We start from the raw sequence: 23,151 nt of genomic DNA, 5'->3' as shown, positions 1-23,151 counted from the left end.
ATGCAATCGAACACGGTTCACCCGTGCGACGAGCGACTGCCCGCGGGCCAGTTGCTTACGCTCGGCATTCAGCACGTTTTGGTGATGTACGCAGGCGCAGTTGCGGTGCCGCTGATCATCGGTGCGGCGCTGAAGTTGCCGAAAGACCAGATCGCGTTCCTGATCAGCGCCGATCTGTTTTCCTGCGGCATCGCCACGCTGATTCAGACTCTCGGTCTGTGGATCTTCGGCATCCGTCTGCCGGTCATCATGGGCTGCACGTTCGCGGCTGTCGGTCCGATGGTCGCGATCGGCACGAATCCTTCGCTCGGCATTCTCGACATCTTCGGCTCGACGATCGCGGCCGGTGTCATCGGCATCCTTCTCGCGCCGGCGGTCGGAAAGCTGCTGCGCTTTTTCCCACCGGTGGTGATCGGCGTGGTGATCTCGGTGATCGGCCTCTCACTGATGGAAGTGGGTATCAACTGGGCGGCCGGCGGCGTGGGCAATCCTGATTACGGCAATCCGGTCTATCTCGGCCTGTCGCTCCTTGTGTTGATGCTGATCCTGCTGATCAACAAATTCGCCAAGGGCTTCCTCGCCAATATCTCGGTGCTGCTCGGCATCGTTGCGGGCTTCATCATCGCGCTGGCACTCGGCCGCGTGAACATGGACGGCGTCACGCACGCACCGTGGGTCGGCATCGTGATGCCGTTCCACTTCGGCCTGCCGCATTTCGATCCGCTCGCGATCGCGACAATGGTCACCGTGATGTTCGTCACCTTCATCGAATCGACCGGCATGTTCCTCGCGGTCGGTGACATGGTGGATCGTCCGGTGGATCAGAAAACGCTGGTGCGCGGCTTGCGCGTCGACGGTCTGGGCACGCTGATCGGTGGCATCTTCAACTCGTTTCCGCATACCTCGTTCTCGCAGAACGTCGGCCTGATCGGCGTGACGGGTGTGAAGAGCCGCTTTGTCTGCGCGATGGGCGGCGTGATCCTGGTGCTGCTGGGCCTGTTCCCGAAGATGGCACAAGTGGTTGCCTCGGTGCCGGCTTTCGTGCTCGGCGGTGCGGGCATCGTGATGTTCGGCATGGTTGCGGCAAACGGCATCAAAGTGCTGGCCAAGGTCGACTTCGTGAAGAACCACCACAACCTGTTCATCGTCGCGGTGAGTATCGGCATGGGTTTGGTGCCGGTGGTGTCGCCGCAATTTTTCTCGAAGCTGCCGCCGGCGCTCTCGCCGCTGCTGCATAGCGGGATCTTGCTGGCGTCGGTATCGGCGGTCGTGCTGAACCTGATCTTCAACGGTGTGAAGAGCGAGAAAAAGGCGCAGTGCGAAATTCGCAAAGCCGGACATGATTTCGACGGACGCGGCGGGAATGAACCGCCGCGCGACGAGATGCTGCGTGCGGTGGATCTGCACTGAACGTCTGACTTGAGGAGAACCAGTGCCGCGCGACTGCGGTGCTGGAGGTGCTTGAGGTGCCTGCTCAGATGCTGGGGGGGGTGCCTGAAGTGAGTGAGGCACCTGAAGTCACGCACTCTCTGCACAAAAAAACGCCACGGCTTGCCGTGGCGTTTTTTATTCCCAGTCAACCCAGTCAACCCAGTCAACCCAGTCAACCCAGTCAACCCAGTCAACCCAGTCAACCCAGTCAAGCAGCGCGGCTGGCCTAAAACCGAGACCCGCCGCGCGCCTGCTCCAGGCTTAGCCCGCCGTCGCTGCCGAAGCCGCCACCGGCGCACTTGCCGCGCCGTAGTCGACCGGCGCATCCGCCGGACGCGGCTGCTCGCCAGCCCGTTGGATCCAGCCGCCGCCCAGTGCCTGGTACAAATCGACCAGGTTCTGGAGACGCTGCATGCGCGCGGTAATCAACGACTGCTGCGACGAGTACAGATCGGTCTGCGCAGTCAACACCGACAGATAGCTGTCGACGCCGTTCGTATAACGCAAGTTCGACAGATCCAGTCGACGCTGTTCTGCAAACGTATTGCGCTCCAGCGCCTGGATCTGCTGATCGTACGTGCCGCGTGCTGCGAGTCCGTCCGCCACTTCGCGGAAGGCCGTCTGGATCGCCTTTTCATACGTCGCGATCTGGACTTTCTTCTGGATATTGGCGAGATCGAGGTTGGCAAGGTTCTGCCCGCCTTCGAAGATTGGCAGCGTGATCGACGGCGCAAAGCTCCACGCCGCCGAACCTGGCTTGAACAGGCCACCGAGCGACGGGCTCAACGTGCCAAAGCTGCCGGTCAGCGAGACCTTCGGGAAGAACGCCGCACGTGCCGCACCGATGTTCGCGTTGGCCGCCAGCAAGTTCTCTTCGGCCTCCATGATGTCCGGGCGACGCGTCAGCAGATCGGACGGCAAACCGGCCGGAATATCCGTGAGGAGATTCTGGTCGTTCAACGTCAGACCCGGCGGCAAATCGGCAGGCAAGGGCTCGCCGAGCAACAGCACCAGCGCATTCTCACCCTGGGCGCGCAGACGTGCCTGCGCCTGCAGGTTCGCGTTGGCCTGCTCGACCACGGTTTGCGATTGCCGCAAATCGAGTTCCGAACCCGTCCCGTTATCGAATTGCAGCTTGGCGATCCGATACGACTCCTGTGACGTCTTCAGCGTGTTCTGCGTCACCGTCAGCAGATCGTCGAGCTCGAGCACCGTCAGGTACTGATCCGCGACTTGCGAGACCAGCGAGATTTCCGCCGCCTTGCGTGCCTGAGCGGTGGCCAGGTACTGCGCCAACGCCTGATCCTTCAGGCTTTGAATCCGCCCGAAGAAGTCGATTTCCCAGGAAGCGTTCAGACCGACCGAGTACGTGTTCGAGATTGTCTGGTTGTTGATAACCAGTTCTTTCGGTGTACGCGATTTGCTTTGCGAAGCCGCGGCGTCGAGCGTCGGGAACAGCCCCGCACGAACGATGCGGTACTGCGCCGCCGACGCCTGCATGTTCAGCACCGACACGCGCAGATCGCGGTTGTTCTTCAGCGCGATCTCGATCAACCGCTGCATGCGCGGATCGACGAAGAAGTCACGCCAGCCGATATCGGCCGCAGCCTGGCCGCTGGCACTGCGCGCCGAAATCGACGTGCCCGTTTGCCCCACGCCCGGCTGGGTCGCCCCCGGCTGCGTGTCATACACGCCGCCGGCCGGGAAAGTGCCCGTCACGGGTTCAGCCGGGCGGTGGTACTTCGGCGCCATCGTGCAACCGGCGGCGAACAGCGCAACCGCCACTGCAATCAAAGAGTGTTTTTGCATCTCAATGTCCGTCCTTGCCCGAGCCTTCATCAGTCGACCCGCCACCTTGGCCGTCATGCGGATGGTGCTGGTTGTAGTGTGCGAGCGCCTCATCCGGATCTTCCTTCTCGCCGCCGAACTTCGCGCGAATCACGACGAAGAACATCGGGATCATGAAAATCGCGAGGAAGGTCGCCGTCAACATCCCGCCGATCACGCCGGTACCGATTGCGTGCTGGCTGGCCGAACCCGCGCCGTTACTGATCGCAAGCGGCATCACGCCGAGAATGAACGCGAGCGAGGTCATCAGAATCGGACGCAATCGCAGACGCGCTGCTTCAAGCGCGGCCTCGACCGGCCCCATTCCTTGACCCACCTGCAGGTCGCGGGCGAATTCCACGATCAGAATCGCGTTCTTCGCCGACAGCCCCACCGTGGTCAACAGCCCCACCTGGAAGAACACGTCGTTCTCGAGTCCGCGCAGCGTAGCGGCCAGCAGTGCACCGACCACGCCGAGCGGCACCACCATGATCACCGAGAACGGAATCGACCAGCTTTCATACAGCGCCGCGAGACAGAGGAACACAACGAGGATCGAGATGCCGTACAGAATCGGCGCCTGTGAACCGGACTGGCGTTCCTGCAACGACAAGCCTGTCCATTCGTAGCCGATACCCGGAGGCAGCTTCGCCACGAGTGCTTCCATGGCCGTCATGGCCTGACCGGTCGACTTGCCCGGTGCCGCCGCGCCCTGGATTTCCACCGCCGAGATACCGTTGTAGCGCTCGAGCTTCGGCGAACCGTAGGTCCACGTGCCGTTTGCGAACGATGAGAACGGCACCATGGTGCCAGCCGAATTGCGCACGTACCAGGCGTTCAGGTCTTCCGGGTTCATCCGGAACGGTGCGTCGCCTTGCAGATACACCTTCTTGATCCGGCCATCGGTATCGAGGAAGTTGTTCACGTACTGCGACGCCCATGCGATCGAGAACGTCTGGTCGATCGCCGACAGCGACACGCCGAGCGCGGAAGCCTTCTCGTGGTCGATATCCACCTTGAACTGCGGCGTATCGTTCAGGCCGTTCGGACGCACCTGAGCCAGCGTCGGATCTTTCGAGGCCATGCCCAGCAGCATGTTACGAGCTTGCATCAGCTTCTCGTGGCCGATACCGGCACGATCCTGCAGTTCGAAGTCGAAGCCGGCAGCCGTGCCGAGTTCAGGAATCGACGGCGGATTCACCGGATACACCAGCGCATTCTTGTAGCTCGAGAAATGCATGAAGAGACGGCCAACCAGCGCCTGCACCTTCTGATCCGAATGCTGACGCACCGAATAGTCCTTCATCCGCACGAACACGAGACCCGCGTTCTGACCGCGGCCGGCGAAGCTGAAGCCGTTCACGGTGAAGGTCGATTCGACGATGCTCTTCTCGCCGTTGAGCAGATAGTCGGAGACGTCCTTCAGCGCGCGCGCCGTGGTTTCCTGCGTCGAGCCGGACGGCGTTTGCACCAGCACGAACATCGTGCCCTGGTCTTCGTCAGGCAGGAACGACTTCGGCAACTTCACGAACAGCAGGCCGACCGCGAAGATCACCACCATGTAGATGATCAGCCAACGGCCCGAGCGCTTGATCACGTGGTGAACGCCCGTGTGATATTTGTCGCGGCTCTTGTTGAACGTACGGTTGAACCAGCCGAAGAAACCGGTGGTTTTTTCCGCGTGACCCTTTTCGATCGGCTTGAGGATCGTCGCGCACAGCGCCGGCGTCAGAATCAATGCGACCAGCACGGACAGCACCATCGCCGCCACGATCGTCAGCGAGAACTGCCGGTAAATGGCCCCGACCGAGCCGCCCGAGAACGCCACCGGCACGAACACCGCCGACAGCACGAGCGCCACGCCGACCAGCGCGCCGGTAACCTGCTCCATCGCCTTGACGGTGGCGTCGCGAGGTGACAAGCCCTCCTCCTGCATCACCCGCTCGACGTTTTCAACCACCACGATCGCATCGTCCACCAGCAAGCCGATCGCCAGCACGAGCCCGAACATGGACAGCGTATTGATCGAGAAGCCCACCAGCCCCATCACGGCGAACGTGCCCAACAGCACCACCGGCACGGCGATCGTCGGGATCAGCGTGGCGCGCAGGTTCTGCAGGAACAGGTACATGACCAGGAACACCAGCACGATACCTTCGAGCAGCGTCTTGACCACTTCTTCGATCGACAGGCGCACGAACGGCGTGGTGTCGTACGGATATTGCACGACCAGACCGTGCGGGAAGTACTTCGACAGTTCGGCGACCTTCGCACGCACTGCCTTGGCCGTAGCCAGCGCGTTCGCGCCGGTAGCGAGCTGAATACCGAAGCCCGCTGTCGGCTGACCGTTGTACTTGGTGTCGAAGTTGTAGTTTTCGCCACCGAGCTCGATGCGCGCCACGTCCTTGATGCGGACTTGCGAGCCGTCCGGATTGACCTTCAGCAGCACGTTGCCGAACTGTTCAGGCGTATTCAGCAGCGTGGCTTCCGTAATGGTTGCCTGCAGCACCTGCCCCGGCACCGACGGCGTACCGCCGAGCGAACCGCCCGCGACCTGCACGTTCTGGTTGGTCAGCGCGGTCTGCACATCCACCGGCGTGAGGCCGAAGTTGGTCAGCTTGTTCGCATCCAGCCAGATCCGCATTGCGTACTGCGAGCCGAACAGCGTCACCGTACCCACACCGTCGATCCGGCTGACCGGATCTTCAATGTTCGACGCGACGTAGTTCGCGAGGTCGTACTTGTTCATGCTGCCGTCTTCGGACACGAATGCCATCACCAGCAAGAAGCTGCTGCTCGACTTCGTGACCTTGGTACCCAACTGCTGCACAGCTTGCGGCAACAGCGGCGTGGCGAGCTGCAGCTTGTTCTGCACCTGCACCTGCGCGATGTCAGGATTGGTGCCGGCTGCGAACGTCAGCGTGATCGTTGCCGTACCCGAGTCGTCCGAAGTGGACGACAGATACAGCAAGTGGTCGAGACCACTCATCTGCTGCTCGATCACCTGCGTGACGGTGTTTTCCACCGTCTTCGCCGATGCACCCGGGTACGTTGCACTGATCTGCACAGCCGGCGGTGCGATGGTCGGGTATTGCGCGATCGGCAATGTAAAGACCGACGCGATACCCGCGAGCATCAGAATAATGGCGATCACCCATGCAAAAATCGGGCGATCAATAAAGAACTTTGCCATGAGGCGGGCTCCCTGTTATTACGCGCCCGATGCAGCAGAAGCGGGTTGCGCCGTCTGCGTAGCACCGCTGGCGGCCGGCGCACCCTGAGCGGATGCGTCGGAAGCGGGTGTGGTGGGAAGTTGCGCGGCAACGGCCTTGACCTCCTGCCCCGGATGCGCCTTGTCGGTGCCCTGGACAATCACGCGGTCGCCGGCCTTCAGGCCGCTTTCCACCACCCAGTTCGAACCGTACGTGCCCAAAGTGACGAGCTGACGCAATTCGACCTTGTTCTTGTCGTCGACGACAAGCGCGGTCGGCTGACCCTTCTGGTCATGCGTGATACCGACTTGCGGCACGACGATCGCATTGTCGTTGACACCTTCTTCGATCCTGGCGCGCACGAACATACCCGGCAGCAACACCTTGTCCGCGTTCTTGAAGATCGCGCGAACCGTAACCGAACCGGTGCTCTGGTCGACCGTCACGTCGGTGAACTGCAGCTTGCCCTTTTCCGAATAGGTACGGCCGTCTTCGAGAATCAGCGAGACCTTGGCGGCGTCCGGGCCGCTCGTCTTCAGGCGCCCCTCCTGCACTTCGCGGCGCAACTTCAGACCGTCGAGGCTGGACTGCGTCAGATCCACGTAGACCGGATCGAGTTGCTGGACCGTTGCCAGCAGCGTGGCCGCGCTCGCCTGCACATACGCGCCCGGCGTGACTTGCGACACGCCGACCTGGCCGGTTACCGGTGAGGTTACGTCTGTGTAGCCGAGGTTGATCTGCGCCGTGTCGACCGCTGCCTTGCCGGCGGCCACGTCAGCCGCGGCCTGGCCTTCTGCGGCGACCGCGTTGTCGTAGTCCTGCTTGCTGACCGCGTTGGCGGCAACCAGCACCTTGTAGCGGTTGGCCTGCGCGGTGGTCGACACGAGATTGGCCTGAGCCTTCGCCAGCGTTGCCTTCGCGTTGTTCAACGTCGCGATATAGGGCGCCGGATCGATCTTGTACAGACGCTGACCTGCCTTGACCTCTCCACCTTCCGTGAATTCGCGGCGCAGCACGATACCGTCGACCCGTGCACGCACTTGCGCGACGAGGAAGGCACTGGTGCGGCCCGGCAATTCGGTGACGACGGGCACCGCCGTCGGCTGGACGGTGACGACGCCAACTTCGGGCGTTTGTTGCGGCGGGGCAGATTGTTTTGGTCCGCACGCTGCCAGCAATACGGCAGCCGTCGCGGCACTGATTAAGCGGAATGGAACCCGTTCGACGCGCATGGAGCGACCTCTGTCAAAGACTGAGAATGAAAAAGTGCGCGCATCCCTACCCCGGGGACGACAGCGCACACATGCGTCTTGCGACGCCTGACCGGAAGCCCGTGGATGCAAACCGCACCTGCAGGGGCATCCTGAGTGAAATGCGCCATACCGGGGAAATGCCGCACGGCGCCGCCCATCCGGGCACGGCGCAAGAGCGTTTTGAAAGGCAACAGTGACGGATATTAACCGGTCGTCACGGCTTGGGCTATCCGATCGTGGGATGCTATTATATATACATCCACGAATGCATGTAAAAGTGCGTTTACATCTTTGCAGGCAGGGGGCCTGCAAAGATCGCTTCGCAAATTGCTTAACAGTAGACAGATTGTCATCGAGCGTCCTGAAAAACGCCCGGGAAAACCCCACAATCAGGCAGGTCACACCGATATGGTCAGAAGAACCAAAGAAGAAGCGCAGGAGACGCGCAATAGTATTCTCGACGCGGCCGAACGGGTTTTCTTCGAGAAGGGTGTATCGCGCACGTCGCTCGCCGACATCGCGCAGGCAGCCGGTGTCACACGTGGCGCGATCTATTGGCACTTCGCGCACAAAAGCGATCTGTTTACCGAAATGTTCGACCGCGTGCTGCTTCCGCTGGACGAACTCAAGGCCGCTTCGCAAGACCCCAATGAACCCGACCCGCTCGGTCGTTTGACGGAAATCTGCACGGTCTGCCTGCGCGACACCGCCAACGACCCGCGCCGCCGGCGGGTGTTCGACATCCTGTTTCTGAAGTGCGAACTGGTCGAAGAGATGGGACCGGTGATGATCCGCTATCAGACCAATATGCGCGAAGGGCTGAAGAAGATCGAAGGCGGTCTGCGCAACGCGATCTCCAAAGGCCAACTGCCCGCCGATCTCGACACGAAGACGGCAGCCGCGATGGTGCACGCGTTCGTCAGTGGCTCGCTGCGCGACATGCTGTTCCTGCCGGATGCGACCGATTTCGGCAAGCACGGGGAGCAGATGGTCGCCGGGATGTTCGATGCGCTGCTGCTGAGTCCGGCGTTGCGCACCGGGAATCGGACGGCGCCAGCCGCCCGGTTACCCGGTCAGACTAGCTAGATACTTACGCCGCGACCCGGCGCGCCCGCGCCGTCTGATTCGACGTGTAGATATTGCCGCGTTCGAGCGGCGCCCCACCCTGCACTGTGGCAATCCACTGCTCCGTACTCGCCACCGCCGCGAAGTTCGACTGTAAGACCACACTGAAGACCCGGTGAATCTCCTGCGCACTCGCAAAGCCCGCGCTGTTCTCATAGGGCAGCGAACCGGTTGCGTCGTGCAGAAATTCGACGGCAAACCCTGCATGCCATGCGTGGTTGATCGTCGACGCGTCGCAATTGTGCGTCATGTAACCGACGACCGTCAGCGTGTCGACCTGCTGCGCGGCCAGCCAGTCGGCGAGATCAGTGCCGGAAAAGGCGCTCGCCAGCGACTTCTCAATATAGTGATCGCGTGCCCGCTCACCCACCACCGGATGCAGTTCGGCGCCTTCGCTGCCGCGCGCGAACACCGGCGAGCCGGCCGACGAGAAATGTTGCACCACCACCACCGGCACGCCGGCAGCGCGCGCCGCGTCCATCGCGCGGCCGACGTTCGCCAGCGAGGTTTGCACATCCGGGTATTCGATCGGCAGATCGCCGGTGACGTATTCGTTCTGCACATCGATGACGATCAGCGCGCGGCGGGGTGCGGTCATGGCAAGACTCCTGTCAGATAAGGCTCGCGCTGCGTGGCCCGGGGCGGGCGCTGCACAGGCAGCGGCGATGACTGCATTGTTCGTCACCCGCCGCTTCCCCGATAGTGACCCGAATGACAAGATTCGCTAGAATCGGGCCATCGTTGGATCATCGTTGAATTTCATAGGGCGGCTGCGACTGATGGCTACACCCACCTCCCCCAGTGCGGCGCGCGACGATGCACCCCGTCACGTCGTCGCGGTAGTCGCTTTCGATCGCATCAGCCCGTTCCATCTTTCGGTGCCGTGCGTGGTATTCGGCGAAGAGCGCAGCGGCAATGGCCTGCCTGATTTCGACTTTCGCGTCTGTGCGGCTGAAGCTGGCGTGCTGACCACCACGGCCGGTTTCTCGATCGCCGTCACGCATGGGCTCGAAGCGCTCGCCGACGCGGATACGATCATTGTGCCGAGCTGGCGTGATCCGAACGAAACACCACCCGCCGCACTGCTCGAGGCATTGCGCGCCGCCCACGCACGCGGCGCGCAACTGGTCGGGCTGTGTCTGGGCGCGTTCGTGCTGGCGGCCGCCGGCATCCTCGACGACCGGCCGGCCTCCACCCATTGGGCGTGGGCGGACGACTTCGCACGCCGCTATCCGTGCGTGCGGCTCGATCCCGACGTGCTCTATGTCGACGACGGCAACGTGGTGACTTCAGCCGGCACCGCCGCCGGCCTCGACTGCTGCCTGCACGTGCTGCGCAAAATGTGCGGCGCGCAGGCCGCGAACTATGTCGCGCGCCGGCTGGTCGTGCCGCCGCATCGGCAAGGCGGCCAGGCGCAATTCATTCAGCAGCCGGTGGCGCCGAACGTGCGCGGCGACCGCCTGTCCTGCCTGCTCGATTGGGTCAGGGGAAATCTGGATGCGCCGCATACGCTCGACACCCTTGCCGAACGCGCCTTGATGAGCCGCCGCACTTTTACCCGGCGTTTCCGGCTGGCCACTGGCGCAACCGTCGGCGCATGGCTGCTGGCACAGCGGCTCGCCCGCGCGCAGCAGTTGCTGGAAAGCACGGATGAGTCCGTGGAAGCGATCGCGGGGATTGCGGGCTTCGGCTCGACCGCCTCGCTACGGCAACATTTCGCGGAGGCGTTCCGCACCTCGCCGTCTGCATGGAGACGGGAGTTTCGCGGCGTGTGAGCGCGGTCGGTGGGTAGGACCGGCAAAAGCGGCTAAAGCGTTCAGGGGCCGCAAACGCCGTATGGCCGACGGCGTTTCGTAGCCACCCACCAGGATTTCGTAGTCGCGCCGGCGCGACAGCGGTGGGCCAAGCCAGGCCGTCACTGTTCGCTAATCCAGCGCGCCACATACAACAGCAACGCCACCAGAAAAATCATCACTGCCCACGCCCAATTCGGGACCGCATGCGGACCCGAGTCGCGATGCGAGACCTCATGCGACACACCGTGGGATGCCCCATGCGCCGCGCTCGCCGCCCGCCCGGTCAGCGCATTGGCATGTTCGGTACGGTTGCGTCGAGCGATGCCACTTAGCGTGATCGGGCGCAGAAACACGTGCTGCCGACGCGCCCCTGATCCACGTGCCCGGTTCGGCCCTTGCCCATGTTTGGCGCGAACGACCGCACCGAACTCGTCGAAAAAATCGTCGGCCAGTTGATGCAGCGCGTTTTCTAGCTGGCGCGTGGGCAGTTCGGCGAGCGGCCCGGACGAGGTCGCCCAGATCGTGTAATCGATCCGCGTGCCCCGCTCCCTGCCGATGCCATGCGCGCCATCGTCCGCGCGCAACCGCACTTCGATCTGTCCGCGTAACGCGCCGATACCCTCGGCTCGCGCCTTGAAGTTGATGGTGCGGCGCTGCGCGTCCGCCGGTCCGGAATCCTGACCGGCTACGTGGGCCCGCGCTTCGTAACGCGCGCGCAACGGCCCGAGCGGCACGGTCATGGTGAGCGCATATTCGCCGTGGCCAAGCCGCGTGAACGATTCGCAGTTGTCGAGGCTGGCACGCAACAAGGCGAGGTCCTGCAACGCGTCCCAAACGTCGGACGGCGTAAGCGGAATCCGTAACGCGTCGTTCACTTCCATGGCAGCCTCCCCCGATGAACGCGCGACAGCCGGTCAGGACGTCTGATCGATACGGTCGACGCGCGATGCGTAAAACGCGAGATATCCTTTTATTCTTATCGCCGCCTCGAGCGGCGTCTCGTAGCTCCACACGGCGTTTTCGATCAGGCCGCCTTCGGTGCGCAGATGGTAATACGAAGCATCGCCCTTGAACGGGCAGTGCGAAGTGTGTGTTGAGCGTTCAAGGCGCGCCATGTTCACATCGCCGCGCGGGAAATAAAACACGTCCGGCAGGCCGGTTTCGGTGAGCGTCAAGCCGGCCTGGGTGTCGGCCATTGTCACGCCGCCGTGAATCACCCGCACCCGGTGGTTATTGCCGCTAATGACGATGGTGTGCCCGCCCGTGCTCGCGCCGGCGCCGGGGCTTCCGTGGGGTGTCAAGGCATCGCTCATGTCTCGGCTCCGTATTGGTGTGCGGTCGTGCAAACAAAAAAGCCACGGGGGGCGCCCGTGGCTTCATTATCGGCCAAACTTCAGCCAATTGCGCGACCTTCCTGAATGCCGCCCAGGCGTCTCGCCCGGCGCCGTTCAGGGAGGTGAGCCGCTTATTGCGTATTCCAGTAGAACGCCGCCTTGGCGGTGCCCTTGGCCGGAATCGTCACCGACTTGGTCTGGTCGTTATCCTTATATCGCGCATGCACGGTGTAGCGGCCCGGGCGCAGCCTGGCCAGCATATACGGTCCGCGTGACGTGGCGCTCAGCACCTCGCCGTTGTGCGCGTCGACCACTCGCACGTGGACGTCGGCGAGAAAATCAGAGCCGGGACCGGTGAAGCGCAGCGACAACGGCCACTGGCTTTGTGCGTGCTGCAGTGCTTTCGATTCGTCGAGACCGACGCCGCCCGACACGAACGAGACGTCGCCCTGATGCTGAATTTGCGGCAGGCCGCCACCGTTGGCGTTGCCCGCGCTGCTTTCGTCGGTGGTGGTGCCACCCGTTACGTCACTCGCCTGCGCATAAGCGCCGCCCGCCAGACCGAGCGTGAGCGCTGCACATACGGCGGCGGCTACGATCCTTCGCTGATTGCGTTGGGTTTTCATCGGTTCGCTCCTTCTTAAGGTCCTTGTCGTCCGGCGTCCCTCAGAGGGTCCGGATCAAGGCAGACGCAACCTGCGTGCCAAGCGTCAGTTCGCGTCGTCTGGAAACCGCTGCTGCGCCACGCCATGCGGCGCAGAGCGCCCTTCTTCACGAGTTTGATGCGGGTGACGAATACCGGTCCTTCGGCAGTAAGTGCAAGGACCGGCAAGCGTTACATCAATTTCCGGGCGGATCGGCCAGCGTATCAGTCAAAGTGCCGGCCAAACGATCATCTACGCCATCAATCAGCCGACCTGCTAACCGATCCGCCTAATGCCTAACTTCAGCCGAGATCGACCGGCACGAAGATCTGCGCGTTGTCGCGCTGGATCAGCAACGCGATGCTGTTGCCCGCTCCGGCGATCATCTGCTTCAACTGATCGACGCTCGTGACCGGCCGGCCGTTGACCGCCAGAATCACGTCACCCGGCTGGATGCCGGCGTTTTCAGCCGCACCGCCCGATTGCTGCACCAGCAGACCGTGCGACACCGACGCGCCGCTCTTTTCTTCCGGCGTCAGCGGCCGCACCGCCACACCGAGACGGCCTTGCAACTGGGTCGGCTGATCGGCCATATCCGAAGCCACCTTCGCGTCCGACAACGAGCCGATCGTTACCTTCAGGTCCTTGGTGGCCTTATCGCGCCACACCTGCACGGTGGCCGAACTGCCCGGCGCCAGACCTGCGACTTGCGACGGCAGATCCGATGAATCGCTGACTGGCTCACCATTCACCGACAGAATCACGTCGCCCGGTTGCAGGCCGCCCTTGGCGGCCGGACCGCCCGGATCGACCGAGCTGACGAGCGCGCCTTGCGGCTTCTGCATACCGAACGAATCAGCAAGCGTCTGGTTCATGCCCTGCACCGCGACGCCGAGACGTCCGCGGCTCACGTGGCCGGTCTTGACGATGTCGTCCTTGACCTTGATCGCTTCATTGATCGGGATAGCGAACGAAAGACCCTGGAAGCCGCCGGTCTGCGAATAGATCATCGAGTTGATGCCGATCACTTCGCCCTGCAGATTGAACAGCGGGCCGCCCGAGTTACCCGGGTTCACTGGTACGTCGGTCTGGATGAACGGCGTGTAGTTTTCGTTCGGCAGCGAACGCGATTTCGCGCTGATGATGCCCGAGGTCACCGTGTTGTCGAAGCCGTAAGGCGAGCCGATCGCGACCACCCACTGGCCGACCTTGCTCTGACGCGGATCGCCGATCTTCACGATCGGCAGATTGCTCGCGTCGATCTTCAGCACGGCGACGTCGGATTGCTTGTCGGCGCCGATCACTTTCGCCTTGAATTCACGTTTGTCGGTGAGCTTCACGGTGACGACGTTCGCGCCATCCACCACATGGGCATTCGTCAGAATATAGCCGTCACTGCTGACGATAAATCCCGAACCCAGACTCGCGCTCGGCTGATCGGGGGCATCGCCGCCGTCGCCGCCTTGCATGCCCGGCATGCCGCCGAAGAAGTGCTTGTAGAACTGATAGAAGGGATCGCTCGGATCGATCGGCAACTGGTTGCCACCGTTGCCGCCATTACCGCCGTTGCTACGCAATGCCGTCTGCTTGACCACATGCTTCGCGCTGATGTTGACGACAGCCGGGCCATAGGTCTCGACCAGACCCGAGAAATCGGGGATGCCGGTTTTCGCCGCGGCTTCGGCAGGCATCATCGCGGCCTGCGCCGGCGTGATTACCTGCGGCGCGGGCACGTCGCGATGCCCCGCCACATAGCCGGCGGAGAGCGCAACGGCGACAGCCACTGCTACAGCGCTGCGGGACAAGGTTTTCGCGTTCATCGTGTACTCCTGACTGGGAGAAAGAGGCTTTGGAATGAGATGAAGCGTACGTGGCATCGCTTAAAAGAGTCTTAAGCAGCGTCAGATCGCTTCCAGCCGGCTTTTGAGGCTTGTTTCAGCCTCGCTTAAGCCACGTTCGAGCCACTTTACGAACAGAAAGCCTCACATTCTCAGAAGCGCACTTCGACCTGCAAACCACCCGTTGGAGATTCGTCGAGTCTCACCGCCGCATGGTGTTGCGTAGCGATGCGGCGCACGATCGCGAGCCCGAGACCGCTGCCCGCCACGTCAGTACGAGCGCGGTTCGCGCTGGCGCCGGCCCGGTAGAAGCGATCGAACACACGGTCGCGTTCGGCCGGTTCGATGCCCGGTCCGCTGTCGGCAATCCGCACCACCGGATGCCCTTCGTCGACATGCAGACTAACGTCGACGCGGCCGCCTCGCGGCGTGTATTTGGTTGCGTTATCAACGAGGTTGTTGAACATGACGCGCAGCGCGTCGGCGTCGCCAGTCACCGTAGCGGGTTCGCTCGTCTCGATACCGAGATCGACGCCGCGATTCTGCGCAAGCGGCGCGTATGCCACGACACAGTCCTGCAGCAACGCATGCAGATCGATCGCGTTGGTGGCAGCGAGACCGTCCGGCTCCGAACGCGCAAGCGCCAGCAATTGTTCAGCGAGACGTGTGGCGCGCGTGACGCCCGCTTGCAGATCGGCAAGCGCTTCGCTGCGCGCGGCGTCGTCTTTCGCGCGGGCCACGAGTTGCGATTGAATCTGCACGGCGGCGAGCGGCGTGCGCAATTCGTGTGCGGCATCGGCGACAAATGCTTTCTGAATATCCAGCGCCGTGGCGAGCCGTTCAAGCAGCCCGTTCAACGCGCGCACGAGCGGCTGGACTTCGAGCGGCAGACGCTGATCGGGCAATGGGTCGAGCGCCTCGGGATGACGCGCGTCGAGGGCGCTGGTCACGCGCCGCAACGGCCGCAGTCCGCGCCCGACAACCACCCATACCGCCACGCCCAGTAGTGGCAGCAGCACGATCAGCGGCCACAGGGTTCGCAAGGCAACGTTCGCCGCGAGCCGGTTGCGCACCGAAACCGGCTGCGCCAGCTGCACGACGTTATCGCCGACGATCGCGCCGTACACACGCCAATCGCCGCGATCCGTATGCTCGGTCGAAAAGCCAAGTTCGGCGCGCGGCGCGAGCGGCGCACGCGGACGCGAGTAGTACATCAACACGCCGTTGCGATTCCAGATCTGCAGCACGATGCCTTCGTCGCCGGTGTCGCGCGAGCCAAGCACTTGCGAGAACGGTTCCGCCGGCAGCGCCGCGGCGATCTGCTCCAGCTGGTAATCGAACAGTTCGTTGGCTTCGGCAAGCGCTTGCCGGTAGATCAGCCAACCCGCAATGCCGACACCGAGCAACACCAGCGCCAGCAGCCAGAACAACAATTGACGGCGAATCGAACGCATCGGCTCAGGCGTCCTTGGCGATCATGTAGCCAAGACCGCGCACGTTGCGGATCAGGTCCGCGCCGAGCTTCTTGCGCAGCGCGTGAATGTAGACCTCGACGGTATTGCTGCCGATCTCCTCGCCCCAGCCGTACATTTTTTCTTCGAGCTGGCTCTTCGACAGCACCGCGCCGGGCCGTGCGATCAACGCTTCGAGCAGGGCAAATTCACGCGCCGACAACGCGACCGGTGCACCGTCGAGCGTGACCTGGTGCGAGGCCGGATCGAGCGTCAGGTTGCCGTGGCGAATCGTCGAATCGCTGCGGCCGGATTGGCGGCGAATCAGCGCGCGCATGCGGGCGCCGAGTTCGTCGAGATCGAAAGGTTTGACGAGGTAATCGTCAGCGCCGGCGTCGAGACCTTTGACGCGATCGGCGACCGCATCGCGCGCGGTGAGGATCAGCACCGGCGTGGCCTGGCCTTTGGCGCGCAGCGTGCGCAGCACCTCGAGCCCGTCGCGTTTGGGCAGGCCGAGATCGAGCAACACCAGATCGTAAGGTTGGCTGGTCGCCGCGCTGAGCGCCGCTTCGCCGTCTTCCACCCAGTCGACCGCGAAGCCCTCGCCGCGTAGTGCCTTGCGCACGCCTTCGGCGATCATCCGGTCGTCTTCGACTAGCAATATGCGCATGGTTGGTACGGTCCCGAAACATTTGATGATGCCGCATTCTAGCGCCCGGCCCGACATGCGCGCCGCACGACGCTTTTTCACCGCAGCCTGGCGGCATGTCTCTACAATGAGCGCTTTGCGTCGCGCAGCGGTTTTCCGCGCATCAAGCGATGCTCCGACACACTTTGGATTGCCGCGCGCCACTGCGCCCCGAAATCCTGCTTCTTCGCCTGTCCATGACGCACGCTTTTTTGCCCGCTTTTCTGTTATCTCCCGCACGCCGTGTGGCGTTGCGTCCACTCTCCTCTGCTTCCGCCGACTCCATGCCGCGCCGGTTCGCGCCGCGCGCGGCGGCGTTGCTGCTTGCCTGCGCCGCGCTCGGCTGCGGCGTATCGCTGCCGCTCACCGCGCAGGCTCGCGTCAAGGCCAAACATCCGAGCGTCAACGTCACCACCGTGTTGCCGCAACCGGTGATGGTCGGCCTGCAGCGCGCACACGTACCCTTGTCGTCGATCAGCGTGGTAGTCGAAAAAGTCGGCGATCGCACGCCAATCGTCGCACTGAACGCCGGCAAACCGATGATGCCCGCCTCGACGATGAAGCTCGTCACCACATACTCCGGCCTCTCGATCCTCGGCCCGGACTATCGCTGGCGTACGAGCGCCTACGCGGACGGCACGCTCGACGCTAACGGCGTGCTGCACGGCAATCTCTACATTCAAGGCACGGGCGATCCGAAACTCGTGCCCGAGGAACTGATCGACCTCGTGCAGAAGATCCACAAGGCGGGCATCAACGGCGTCGACGGCGCACTGGTGCTCGACAAGCGCTATTTCGACGCCTCCACGCGCGATCTGCCGCCGTTCGACGACGACGCCACCGCGCCTTACAACGTCGGCCCCGATCCGCTGCTGTACGCCTTCAAATCGCTGTCATTCACGCTGACGCCTTCACCGGACGGCAGCGTCGCAATCGACGTGCTGCCCGCGCTCTCGCAGTTGCAGATCGACAATCAGATGCGCGCGGTCAATGGCCCCTGCCGCGGCGACGCAGCCTCCGTCTCGCCTACCGTGACGCAGCAACCCAATGGCACCGTGGTAGCGTCGTTCACTGGCGACTACTCCGTGCGCTGCGGCCCGCGCACGATCAACGTGGCGGTGCTCGATCACTCCGCGTTCTTCGCGGGCGGTTTCCTCGCGCTGTGGCAGCAAACCGGAGGCACCTTCAGCGGTACAACCCGCGAAGGCGCGGTGCCGGTCGGCGCGCGCCTCGTCGCCACGCACCAGGGGCCGGTGCTGTCCGACATCGTTCGCGACATCAACAAGTTCAGCAACAACACGATGGCGCGCAACCTGTTCCTGACAATCGGCGCGACGGAAGAAAGGCCGCCCGCCACGCCCGAGAAATCGGCGCGCGCCATCGAGGCGTTTTTGCGCCGCGACAGCATCGACATGGAATATCTGACGCTCGACAACGGCTCGGGCCTCTCCCGCGACGAGCACATCACCGCGCTCTCGCTCGCCGATCTGCTGCAGCGGGCCAACGCGAGCCCGGTCGCTCAGGTGTTCGTGGAGTCGCTGCCGATCGCGGGTGTCGACGGCACGATGCGCAACCGCTTGACCAACCAGGGCGCGGGCGGCAATGCGCACATCAAAACCGGCACCTTGCGCGACGTGCGCGCGATCGCCGGTTACGTGGCCTCGGCGGACGGCAACAGTTATGTGGTCGTCAGCCTGATCAACGACCCGCATTCGGAAGCCGCGCGCGCCGCGCATGACGCCTTGCTCGAATGGGTTTACCAGGGCCCGTCGCAAGGATTTACGAAGGTCTCCGACCCCGTCGTCGAACCGCGCAGCAGCAAGCCCAGGAAAAACCCGCACAAGCGCGCCGCCCATTGAGTATTCCTTCTATAGAAGCCGCGCGCCGCAACGCGCCCAAGCGTGTACGCTGTCGGGCAGTGTTTGAAGCGCGCGTAAAACGCAATGCGTAGTGCGCGAGCCGCGTATCCGTTACGGTCGCGCGGCCGAATCAAACGATAACGACAACGTCCGTTGCGGCAAGCGCAGCGGCCAGGGACCACGGAGGAAGACACAATGCAATTCGATGCCGAATTGCTGCTGCTCGCCATGGCGCCAGTCTTTCTCGCATGCATTGGCTGGGAAGCGTGGCACCTGCGGCGCACGCGCCCCGGCGCGCAGCTCTATAGCTGGCGCGACACGTTCTGCAACGCCGCGCTCGCACTGATGCAGCAAGCCGCCGACAAGCTCGCGTGGCTCGCGATCATCCCCGTCTATGCGTTTTTCTACGACCACTATCGCGTCTATACCTGGCAGGCGAGCTGGGTGTCGTTCGTCGTGCTGTTCGTTGCTCAGGATCTGCTCTATTACTGGTTTCACCGCTGCAGCCACCGCGTGCGCTGGCTGTGGGCCGCGCATGTCGTACATCACTCGTCTGAGCGGATGAATTTTTCCACCGCATTCCGGCAGAGCCTGATGTATCCGGTTGCCGGCATGTGGCTGTTCTGGATTCCGCTCGCCGTGTTCGGCTTTCCGCCGAAGCAGATCGTCGCCATCGTGCTGATCAACCTCGGCTTCCAGTTTTTCGTGCATACCCAGGCGATCGGCAAGCTCGGCTGGCTCGAATACGTGCTCAACACGCCGTCGATTCATCGCGTGCATCATGCACGCAACGACCGCTACATCGATCGCAATTACGCAGGCGTGCTAGTGATCTGGGATCGCCTGTTCGGCAGCTATGTCGAGGAAGATCCGCACGACGCGCCGGTGTACGGCATTGTCGAGCCACTTCACACGTATAACCCGTTGAAGGCGACGTTTCATGAATGGGCGTCGATGGCCGCCGATTTCGTGAGCGTGCGAGGCTGGCGCAACAAGTTGCGCGCGCTGTTCGCGCCGCCCGCCTGGGCAACGGATTATCATGCGCGCCGCGCTGCCAGTGCGGGCGCGAGTGCCGCGTCATCCGGCGGCGCTACGGGCATTGAAGAAAACCATACGGCCGCGTTTCAAACACCGCGCAGACCGTAGAAGATTCTGTAAGCTGTCGTCACGCCGCTGAAGCGGTGGGCGCTGCCTGCAATACATGGCATAAGGGCCACACATACGAGGAGATGTAGTCAAAATGAATCAAACAACGTCGAAGAAGCGCAGTTTCGTACGCCTCACCCAGATCGCCGTCGCCAGTGCCGCATTTGTGCTGCTCGCGGCTTGCGGCGGTGGTGGCGGCGATAACAACAGTTCAAGTAGCACGCCGGCTGGCGGCGTGAAACTGCAGGTCGTGTCGTTCGGCGACAGTTTGTCGGATGTCGGCACGTACGCGCCGGTGATTCAGTCGAGCTTCGGCGGCGGCCGCTTCACGACCAACCCGGGCGAAGTGTGGACCCAGAAGGTCGCGGAGTACTACGGCGGCACGTTGACCGCCGCGTATGTGGGCGGCTTCGGTCAACCGCTGGTCGCGACGGGCGGGTTCGGCTACGCGCAAGGCGGCTCGGACGTCGTCAACGCCCAGGGCGAAGGTTGGGCACCGAACAGCATGGCGGCGACGACCGTGCCGGTGGTGACCCAGGTAGCGAACTACCTGGGCGCGCATACGAGCTTCAACGCGAACCAGCTCGTACTGGTGAACGGCGGCGCGAACGACATCTTCCAGTTCTCGAGCGCCGCCAATCTGACGGCGCTCGCCACCGCGCTACAGACGCAATACCCGCTGCTCGTGCAGGCCGGCAAACTGCCGAACTCGCAGGCAGGCCAGGTACAGTTTATCGCCGGCTACCTGCAGCAGTTGGCCAACCCCCAGATCGCGACTGCCGCCACGCAGCTCGCCGCACAAGTCCAGACCATCGTCAACTCGGGTGCGACCCACGTGGTGCTGTCGACGGTGCCGGACATCGGCAATACGCCGCAAGGCGTTCAAGCCAACGCAGCCGCGCCTGGCACGGCTGCACTACTGTCGGGGATTACCGCGGCGTATAACGGCCTCCTGGTCCAGAACCTGACGGCCCTCGGCCTGCTGGGCACGGGCAAGGTCATCGTGGCCGATGCGTTCACGTGGATTGATCAGCAGTTGCCGAACTACCAGGCGTTGGGCTTCACGGTGTCCAACACCGGCACGGCGTGTAACCTGACGTCGATGGTGGCCAACGCAACCGCGTACGCGACCGCCAATCCGAGCGCAACGAACGGGCTGACCCCGGCCCAGTACGGCTCCCAGTTCGGCTCGTCGCTGTTCTGCTCACCGCAGACCTACACGGTGGCTGGCGCTGACCAGACCTACATGTTCGCTGACTTGGTCCATCCGAGCACGCACTTGCACGCCTTGTTCGCGCAGTACGTCCAGCAGCAGATCGCTGCGACGGGTTTGGGGAAATAAGTTGAGGGTGGCCGCGTAAGGGTGGCCGCGTAGCGGTAACTGGATGGGGTTTGTGTGAACGCTCGGCTTGCTGGTCAGGTCGGGCGTTTTTTTGTTGCCTGCGCGGCGCGTTTGTCTGTGCGCTTGCGGCGTTGGCCTTTCTTTGATCTTGCTCTTTGGTCTCTTCTTGATCTGGTTTTTTGGCCTTTCCTTGAATTGGTGTTGGTCTATTAGCGTTGCCCCTGTGCGGGGCGGCACCTACTTTTCTTTGCATCCCTCCATGTCAGGCTAGTTGTCGCCTCACCCGAACCGATTGATGTAAAGATGGGGGGCGGACAGCGAATGGAAGATGAAACGCTATTCAGCGGAAACCCGGGAATGGGTAATCCAGCAGATGATGCCGCCGTTCAATCGTGCGGTCATCGAGCTGGCGGGGGCGACGGGCATCACCACGGTGACGCTGCGGACCTGGCGGCAGCATGCAAGAGATACAGGGAAATTCATGCCGGGCAATGGCAAAACGGGCGATCAGTGGTCAAGCGCCGGGAAGTTCAGGGCGGTGCTGGAGACGGCGTCGCTCAACGAGATCGAGACCTCACAATACTGCCGCAGTAAAGGCATTTATCCGGAGCAGATCCGGCAGTGGCGCGAGGCGTGCGAGCAGGCCAACGCGGTGCCTGAAACGAAGCCCACGGCGGCCCAGCGCAACGAGGCGAAGGCTGCGCAAAAGCGCATCCGTGAACTCGAGCGCCAGCTCAAACGCGCTGACGCGGCCCGCGCGGAGGCGGCGGCCTTGCTGAATCTGCGAAAAAAAGCCGAAGCGATCTGGGGCAAGGAAGAGGAAGACTGATCAGCCGCCCGGATCGCGATGAAGCCATGCAGTTGATCGATGAAGCTGTACAGCAGGGAGCGCGCCGCTCGCGTGCGTGCGAGCAGTTGGGGCTCAGCGTGCGCAGTGTCCAGCGCTGGCGCCTGTCGCCGCAGGACGGGCGCGCTCAGGTGAAGCGTGCAGCGCCGCCCAACAGGCTGAGTGAGGCAGAACGTCAGGCCGTGCTCGATGCGGCCAACCGTCCGGGCTACGCGAGCCTGACGCCGCACCAGATCGTGCCGAAGCTGGCGGATGAAGGGATTTATCTGGCTTGCGAATCGACGTTCTACCGGATACTGAAAGCAGCAGGACAGGGCCAGCGCCGGGGCCGCGCGCGAGCCCCGCAACGACGCACGCTCACGACGCACTGTGCCGATGGTCCGAACCAGGTGTGGTGCTGGGATATCACGTGGATGCCGGGCACGGTCAGGGGCCGGTACTTCTACTGGTACATGATGAAAGACATCTACAGCCGCAAACTGGTGATGAACGAGGTGTGGGAGCAGGAGTCGGCTGAGCACGCGAGCGAGTTGCTGAACAAGGGATGTTTGCGTGAAGGTATCGCCGGGCGTCCGCTGGTGCTGCACTCGGATAACGGCAGTGCAATGAAAGGCGCCACGATGCGCGCGGCCATGATCGATCTGGGTGTGCAGCCTTCGTTCAGCCGGCCGCGTGTGAGCAACGACAACGCCTTTGCCGAGTCACTGTTCCGTACGGCCAAGTACTGCCCGTTATGGCCTGAGCAGCCGTTCGACACGCTGGAGGCGGCCCGCGCATGGGTGCAGCGCTTCGTCCAGTGGTACAACGAAGAGCACTGTCACAGCGGCCTGAAGTATGTCAGTCCGGGGCAACGGCATCGCGGCGAAGCCAACGACCTGCTGGCCCGCCGGTGTGCGCTGTACGAAGACGCGCGCAGGCAGAACCCCGCACGCTGGTCAGGTGCCATCCGCAACTGGCACCTGGCAGACTCGGTCTATCTGAACCCGGAGCGAACTCACGCGTCGGCCAAAATGTATAAGCACGCAGCGTAACGGTTCATGCGACAACTACCTTGACACACACCGGCATGCCGCAAAGAAAAGATAGGCAAAAGAAAGCGGCTCACACCGCTAGCGCATAAGCGGGTCCCCCGCACAGTCGCGGTAGTGGTGCATCTGGAATCTGTGTTCTCGCACAGTCGGCGCGAGTGACAAAGTAGTCATCAGCTCCCACTCCGCACTACGTGCGTCGCGGATGGGTCTGCATGGGAAACCCAGTGGCTTCGTTTGTGCATGGTGGGTGCCATCGGCTTCGCCTCGGCGAGTCGGTTCTGCGCTCATAGGCAAACCCGCGTTCCGCGCAATATGCCGATGTGTTGA

The 23,151-nt window shown here is 63.0% G+C and carries 17 protein-coding genes; 7 read left to right on the top strand and 10 right to left on the bottom strand.

Annotation, left to right across the window (positions count from 1 at the left end):
- Window positions 1-1,410, top strand: a complete 1,410-nt coding sequence (locus tag ACUN0E_RS23490) for a nucleobase:cation symporter-2 family protein (protein WP_445568088.1) — start codon at window positions 1-3, stop codon at window positions 1,408-1,410.
- Window positions 1,411-1,692: 282 nt separating this feature from the next.
- Here ACUN0E_RS23490 and ACUN0E_RS23485 read toward each other — a convergent pair whose 3' ends face one another.
- Genes ACUN0E_RS23485 through ACUN0E_RS23475 form a run of 3 tightly spaced genes read right to left on the bottom strand, consistent with a single transcriptional unit; the run spans window position 1,693 to window position 7,702 of the window.
- Window positions 1,693-3,240: an efflux transporter outer membrane subunit gene (locus tag ACUN0E_RS23485; protein WP_445568087.1), complete on the bottom strand. Its 1,548-nt coding sequence runs from the start codon at window positions 3,238-3,240 to the stop codon at window positions 1,693-1,695.
- A 1-nt stretch (window position 3,241) separates the two neighbouring features.
- A complete protein-coding gene (locus ACUN0E_RS23480) occupies window positions 3,242-6,451 on the bottom strand; it encodes an efflux RND transporter permease subunit (protein WP_408234919.1) in 3,210 nt (1,069 codons plus the stop codon).
- 18 nt (window positions 6,452-6,469) lie between these two features.
- The gene (locus ACUN0E_RS23475) at window positions 6,470-7,702 is read right to left on the bottom strand and encodes an efflux RND transporter periplasmic adaptor subunit (RefSeq protein WP_408234916.1); all 1,233 of its coding nucleotides are present in this window, start codon (window positions 7,700-7,702) and stop codon (window positions 6,470-6,472) included.
- A 429-nt stretch (window positions 7,703-8,131) separates the two neighbouring features.
- Between ACUN0E_RS23475 and ACUN0E_RS23470 the strand changes: the two genes are divergently transcribed.
- Window positions 8,132-8,809, top strand: coding sequence for a TetR family transcriptional regulator (locus tag ACUN0E_RS23470; protein WP_445568086.1), 678 nt, complete (start codon window positions 8,132-8,134; stop codon window positions 8,807-8,809).
- Window positions 8,810-8,813: 4 nt separating this feature from the next.
- Here ACUN0E_RS23470 and ACUN0E_RS23465 read toward each other — a convergent pair whose 3' ends face one another.
- Window positions 8,814-9,446, bottom strand: a complete 633-nt coding sequence (locus ACUN0E_RS23465) for a cysteine hydrolase family protein (protein ID WP_445568085.1) — start codon at window positions 9,444-9,446, stop codon at window positions 8,814-8,816.
- A gap of 181 nt (window positions 9,447-9,627) precedes the next feature.
- Here ACUN0E_RS23465 and ACUN0E_RS23460 point away from each other — a divergent pair, with 181 nt between their 5' ends.
- Window positions 9,628-10,623 (top strand): helix-turn-helix domain-containing protein, encoded by a 996-nt coding sequence (locus ACUN0E_RS23460; protein ID WP_445568084.1) that lies wholly within the window; start codon window positions 9,628-9,630, stop codon window positions 10,621-10,623.
- A gap of 140 nt (window positions 10,624-10,763) precedes the next feature.
- Here the strand turns inward: ACUN0E_RS23460 and ACUN0E_RS23455 are convergent, their stop codons facing one another.
- The 6 genes from ACUN0E_RS23455 to ACUN0E_RS23430 all read right to left on the bottom strand — a co-directional run bounded on the left by ACUN0E_RS23455 (window position 10,764) and on the right by ACUN0E_RS23430 (window position 16,581).
- A complete protein-coding gene (locus ACUN0E_RS23455; protein WP_408337393.1) occupies window positions 10,764-11,525 on the bottom strand; it encodes a CoxG family protein in 762 nt (253 codons plus the stop codon).
- Window positions 11,526-11,558: 33 nt separating this feature from the next.
- Window positions 11,559-11,957, bottom strand: coding sequence for a DUF427 domain-containing protein (locus tag ACUN0E_RS23450; RefSeq protein ID WP_408234903.1), 399 nt, complete (start codon window positions 11,955-11,957; stop codon window positions 11,559-11,561).
- A gap of 152 nt (window positions 11,958-12,109) precedes the next feature.
- The gene (locus ACUN0E_RS23445) at window positions 12,110-12,604 is read right to left on the bottom strand and encodes a carboxypeptidase regulatory-like domain-containing protein (protein WP_408234900.1); all 495 of its coding nucleotides are present in this window, start codon (window positions 12,602-12,604) and stop codon (window positions 12,110-12,112) included.
- A gap of 320 nt (window positions 12,605-12,924) precedes the next feature.
- Window positions 12,925-14,442 carry a DegQ family serine endoprotease gene (locus ACUN0E_RS23440; RefSeq protein ID WP_445568083.1) on the bottom strand — a complete coding sequence of 506 codons (1,518 nt, stop codon included), beginning with the start codon at window positions 14,440-14,442 and terminating at the stop codon, window positions 12,925-12,927.
- A 170-nt stretch (window positions 14,443-14,612) separates the two neighbouring features.
- Window positions 14,613-15,914, bottom strand: coding sequence for an ATP-binding protein (locus ACUN0E_RS23435; RefSeq protein WP_408234895.1), 1,302 nt, complete (start codon window positions 15,912-15,914; stop codon window positions 14,613-14,615).
- Window positions 15,915-15,918: 4 nt separating this feature from the next.
- A complete protein-coding gene (locus ACUN0E_RS23430; RefSeq protein WP_408234892.1) occupies window positions 15,919-16,581 on the bottom strand; it encodes a response regulator in 663 nt (220 codons plus the stop codon).
- A 215-nt stretch (window positions 16,582-16,796) separates the two neighbouring features.
- Here ACUN0E_RS23430 and dacB point away from each other — a divergent pair, with 215 nt between their 5' ends.
- From dacB to ACUN0E_RS23410, 4 genes are all read left to right on the top strand, one after another.
- Window positions 16,797-18,458 (top strand): D-alanyl-D-alanine carboxypeptidase/D-alanyl-D-alanine endopeptidase, encoded by a 1,662-nt coding sequence (dacB, locus tag ACUN0E_RS23425; protein ID WP_445568082.1) that lies wholly within the window; start codon window positions 16,797-16,799, stop codon window positions 18,456-18,458.
- A gap of 195 nt (window positions 18,459-18,653) precedes the next feature.
- The gene (locus tag ACUN0E_RS23420) at window positions 18,654-19,604 is read left to right on the top strand and encodes a sterol desaturase family protein (protein ID WP_445568081.1); all 951 of its coding nucleotides are present in this window, start codon (window positions 18,654-18,656) and stop codon (window positions 19,602-19,604) included.
- Window positions 19,605-19,698: 94 nt separating this feature from the next.
- Window positions 19,699-20,946: an SGNH/GDSL hydrolase family protein gene (locus ACUN0E_RS23415; protein WP_408234883.1), complete on the top strand. Its 1,248-nt coding sequence runs from the start codon at window positions 19,699-19,701 to the stop codon at window positions 20,944-20,946.
- A gap of 328 nt (window positions 20,947-21,274) precedes the next feature.
- Window positions 21,275-22,824, top strand: a protein-coding gene (locus tag ACUN0E_RS23410) for an IS3 family transposase (protein WP_445568080.1) whose coding sequence is annotated in 2 segments (ribosomal slippage) — window positions 21,275-21,749 and window positions 21,749-22,824 — 1,551 coding nt in all. Because the reading frame shifts where the segments join, the coding sequence is not laid out codon by codon here.
- The last annotated feature ends 327 nt before the right edge of the window (window positions 22,825-23,151 follow it).

This window comes from Paraburkholderia sp. D1E (assembly GCF_052682275.1).
The sequence above is the reverse complement of the archived record's forward strand: the minus strand, read 5'-3'. Positions and strand labels throughout refer to the sequence as shown.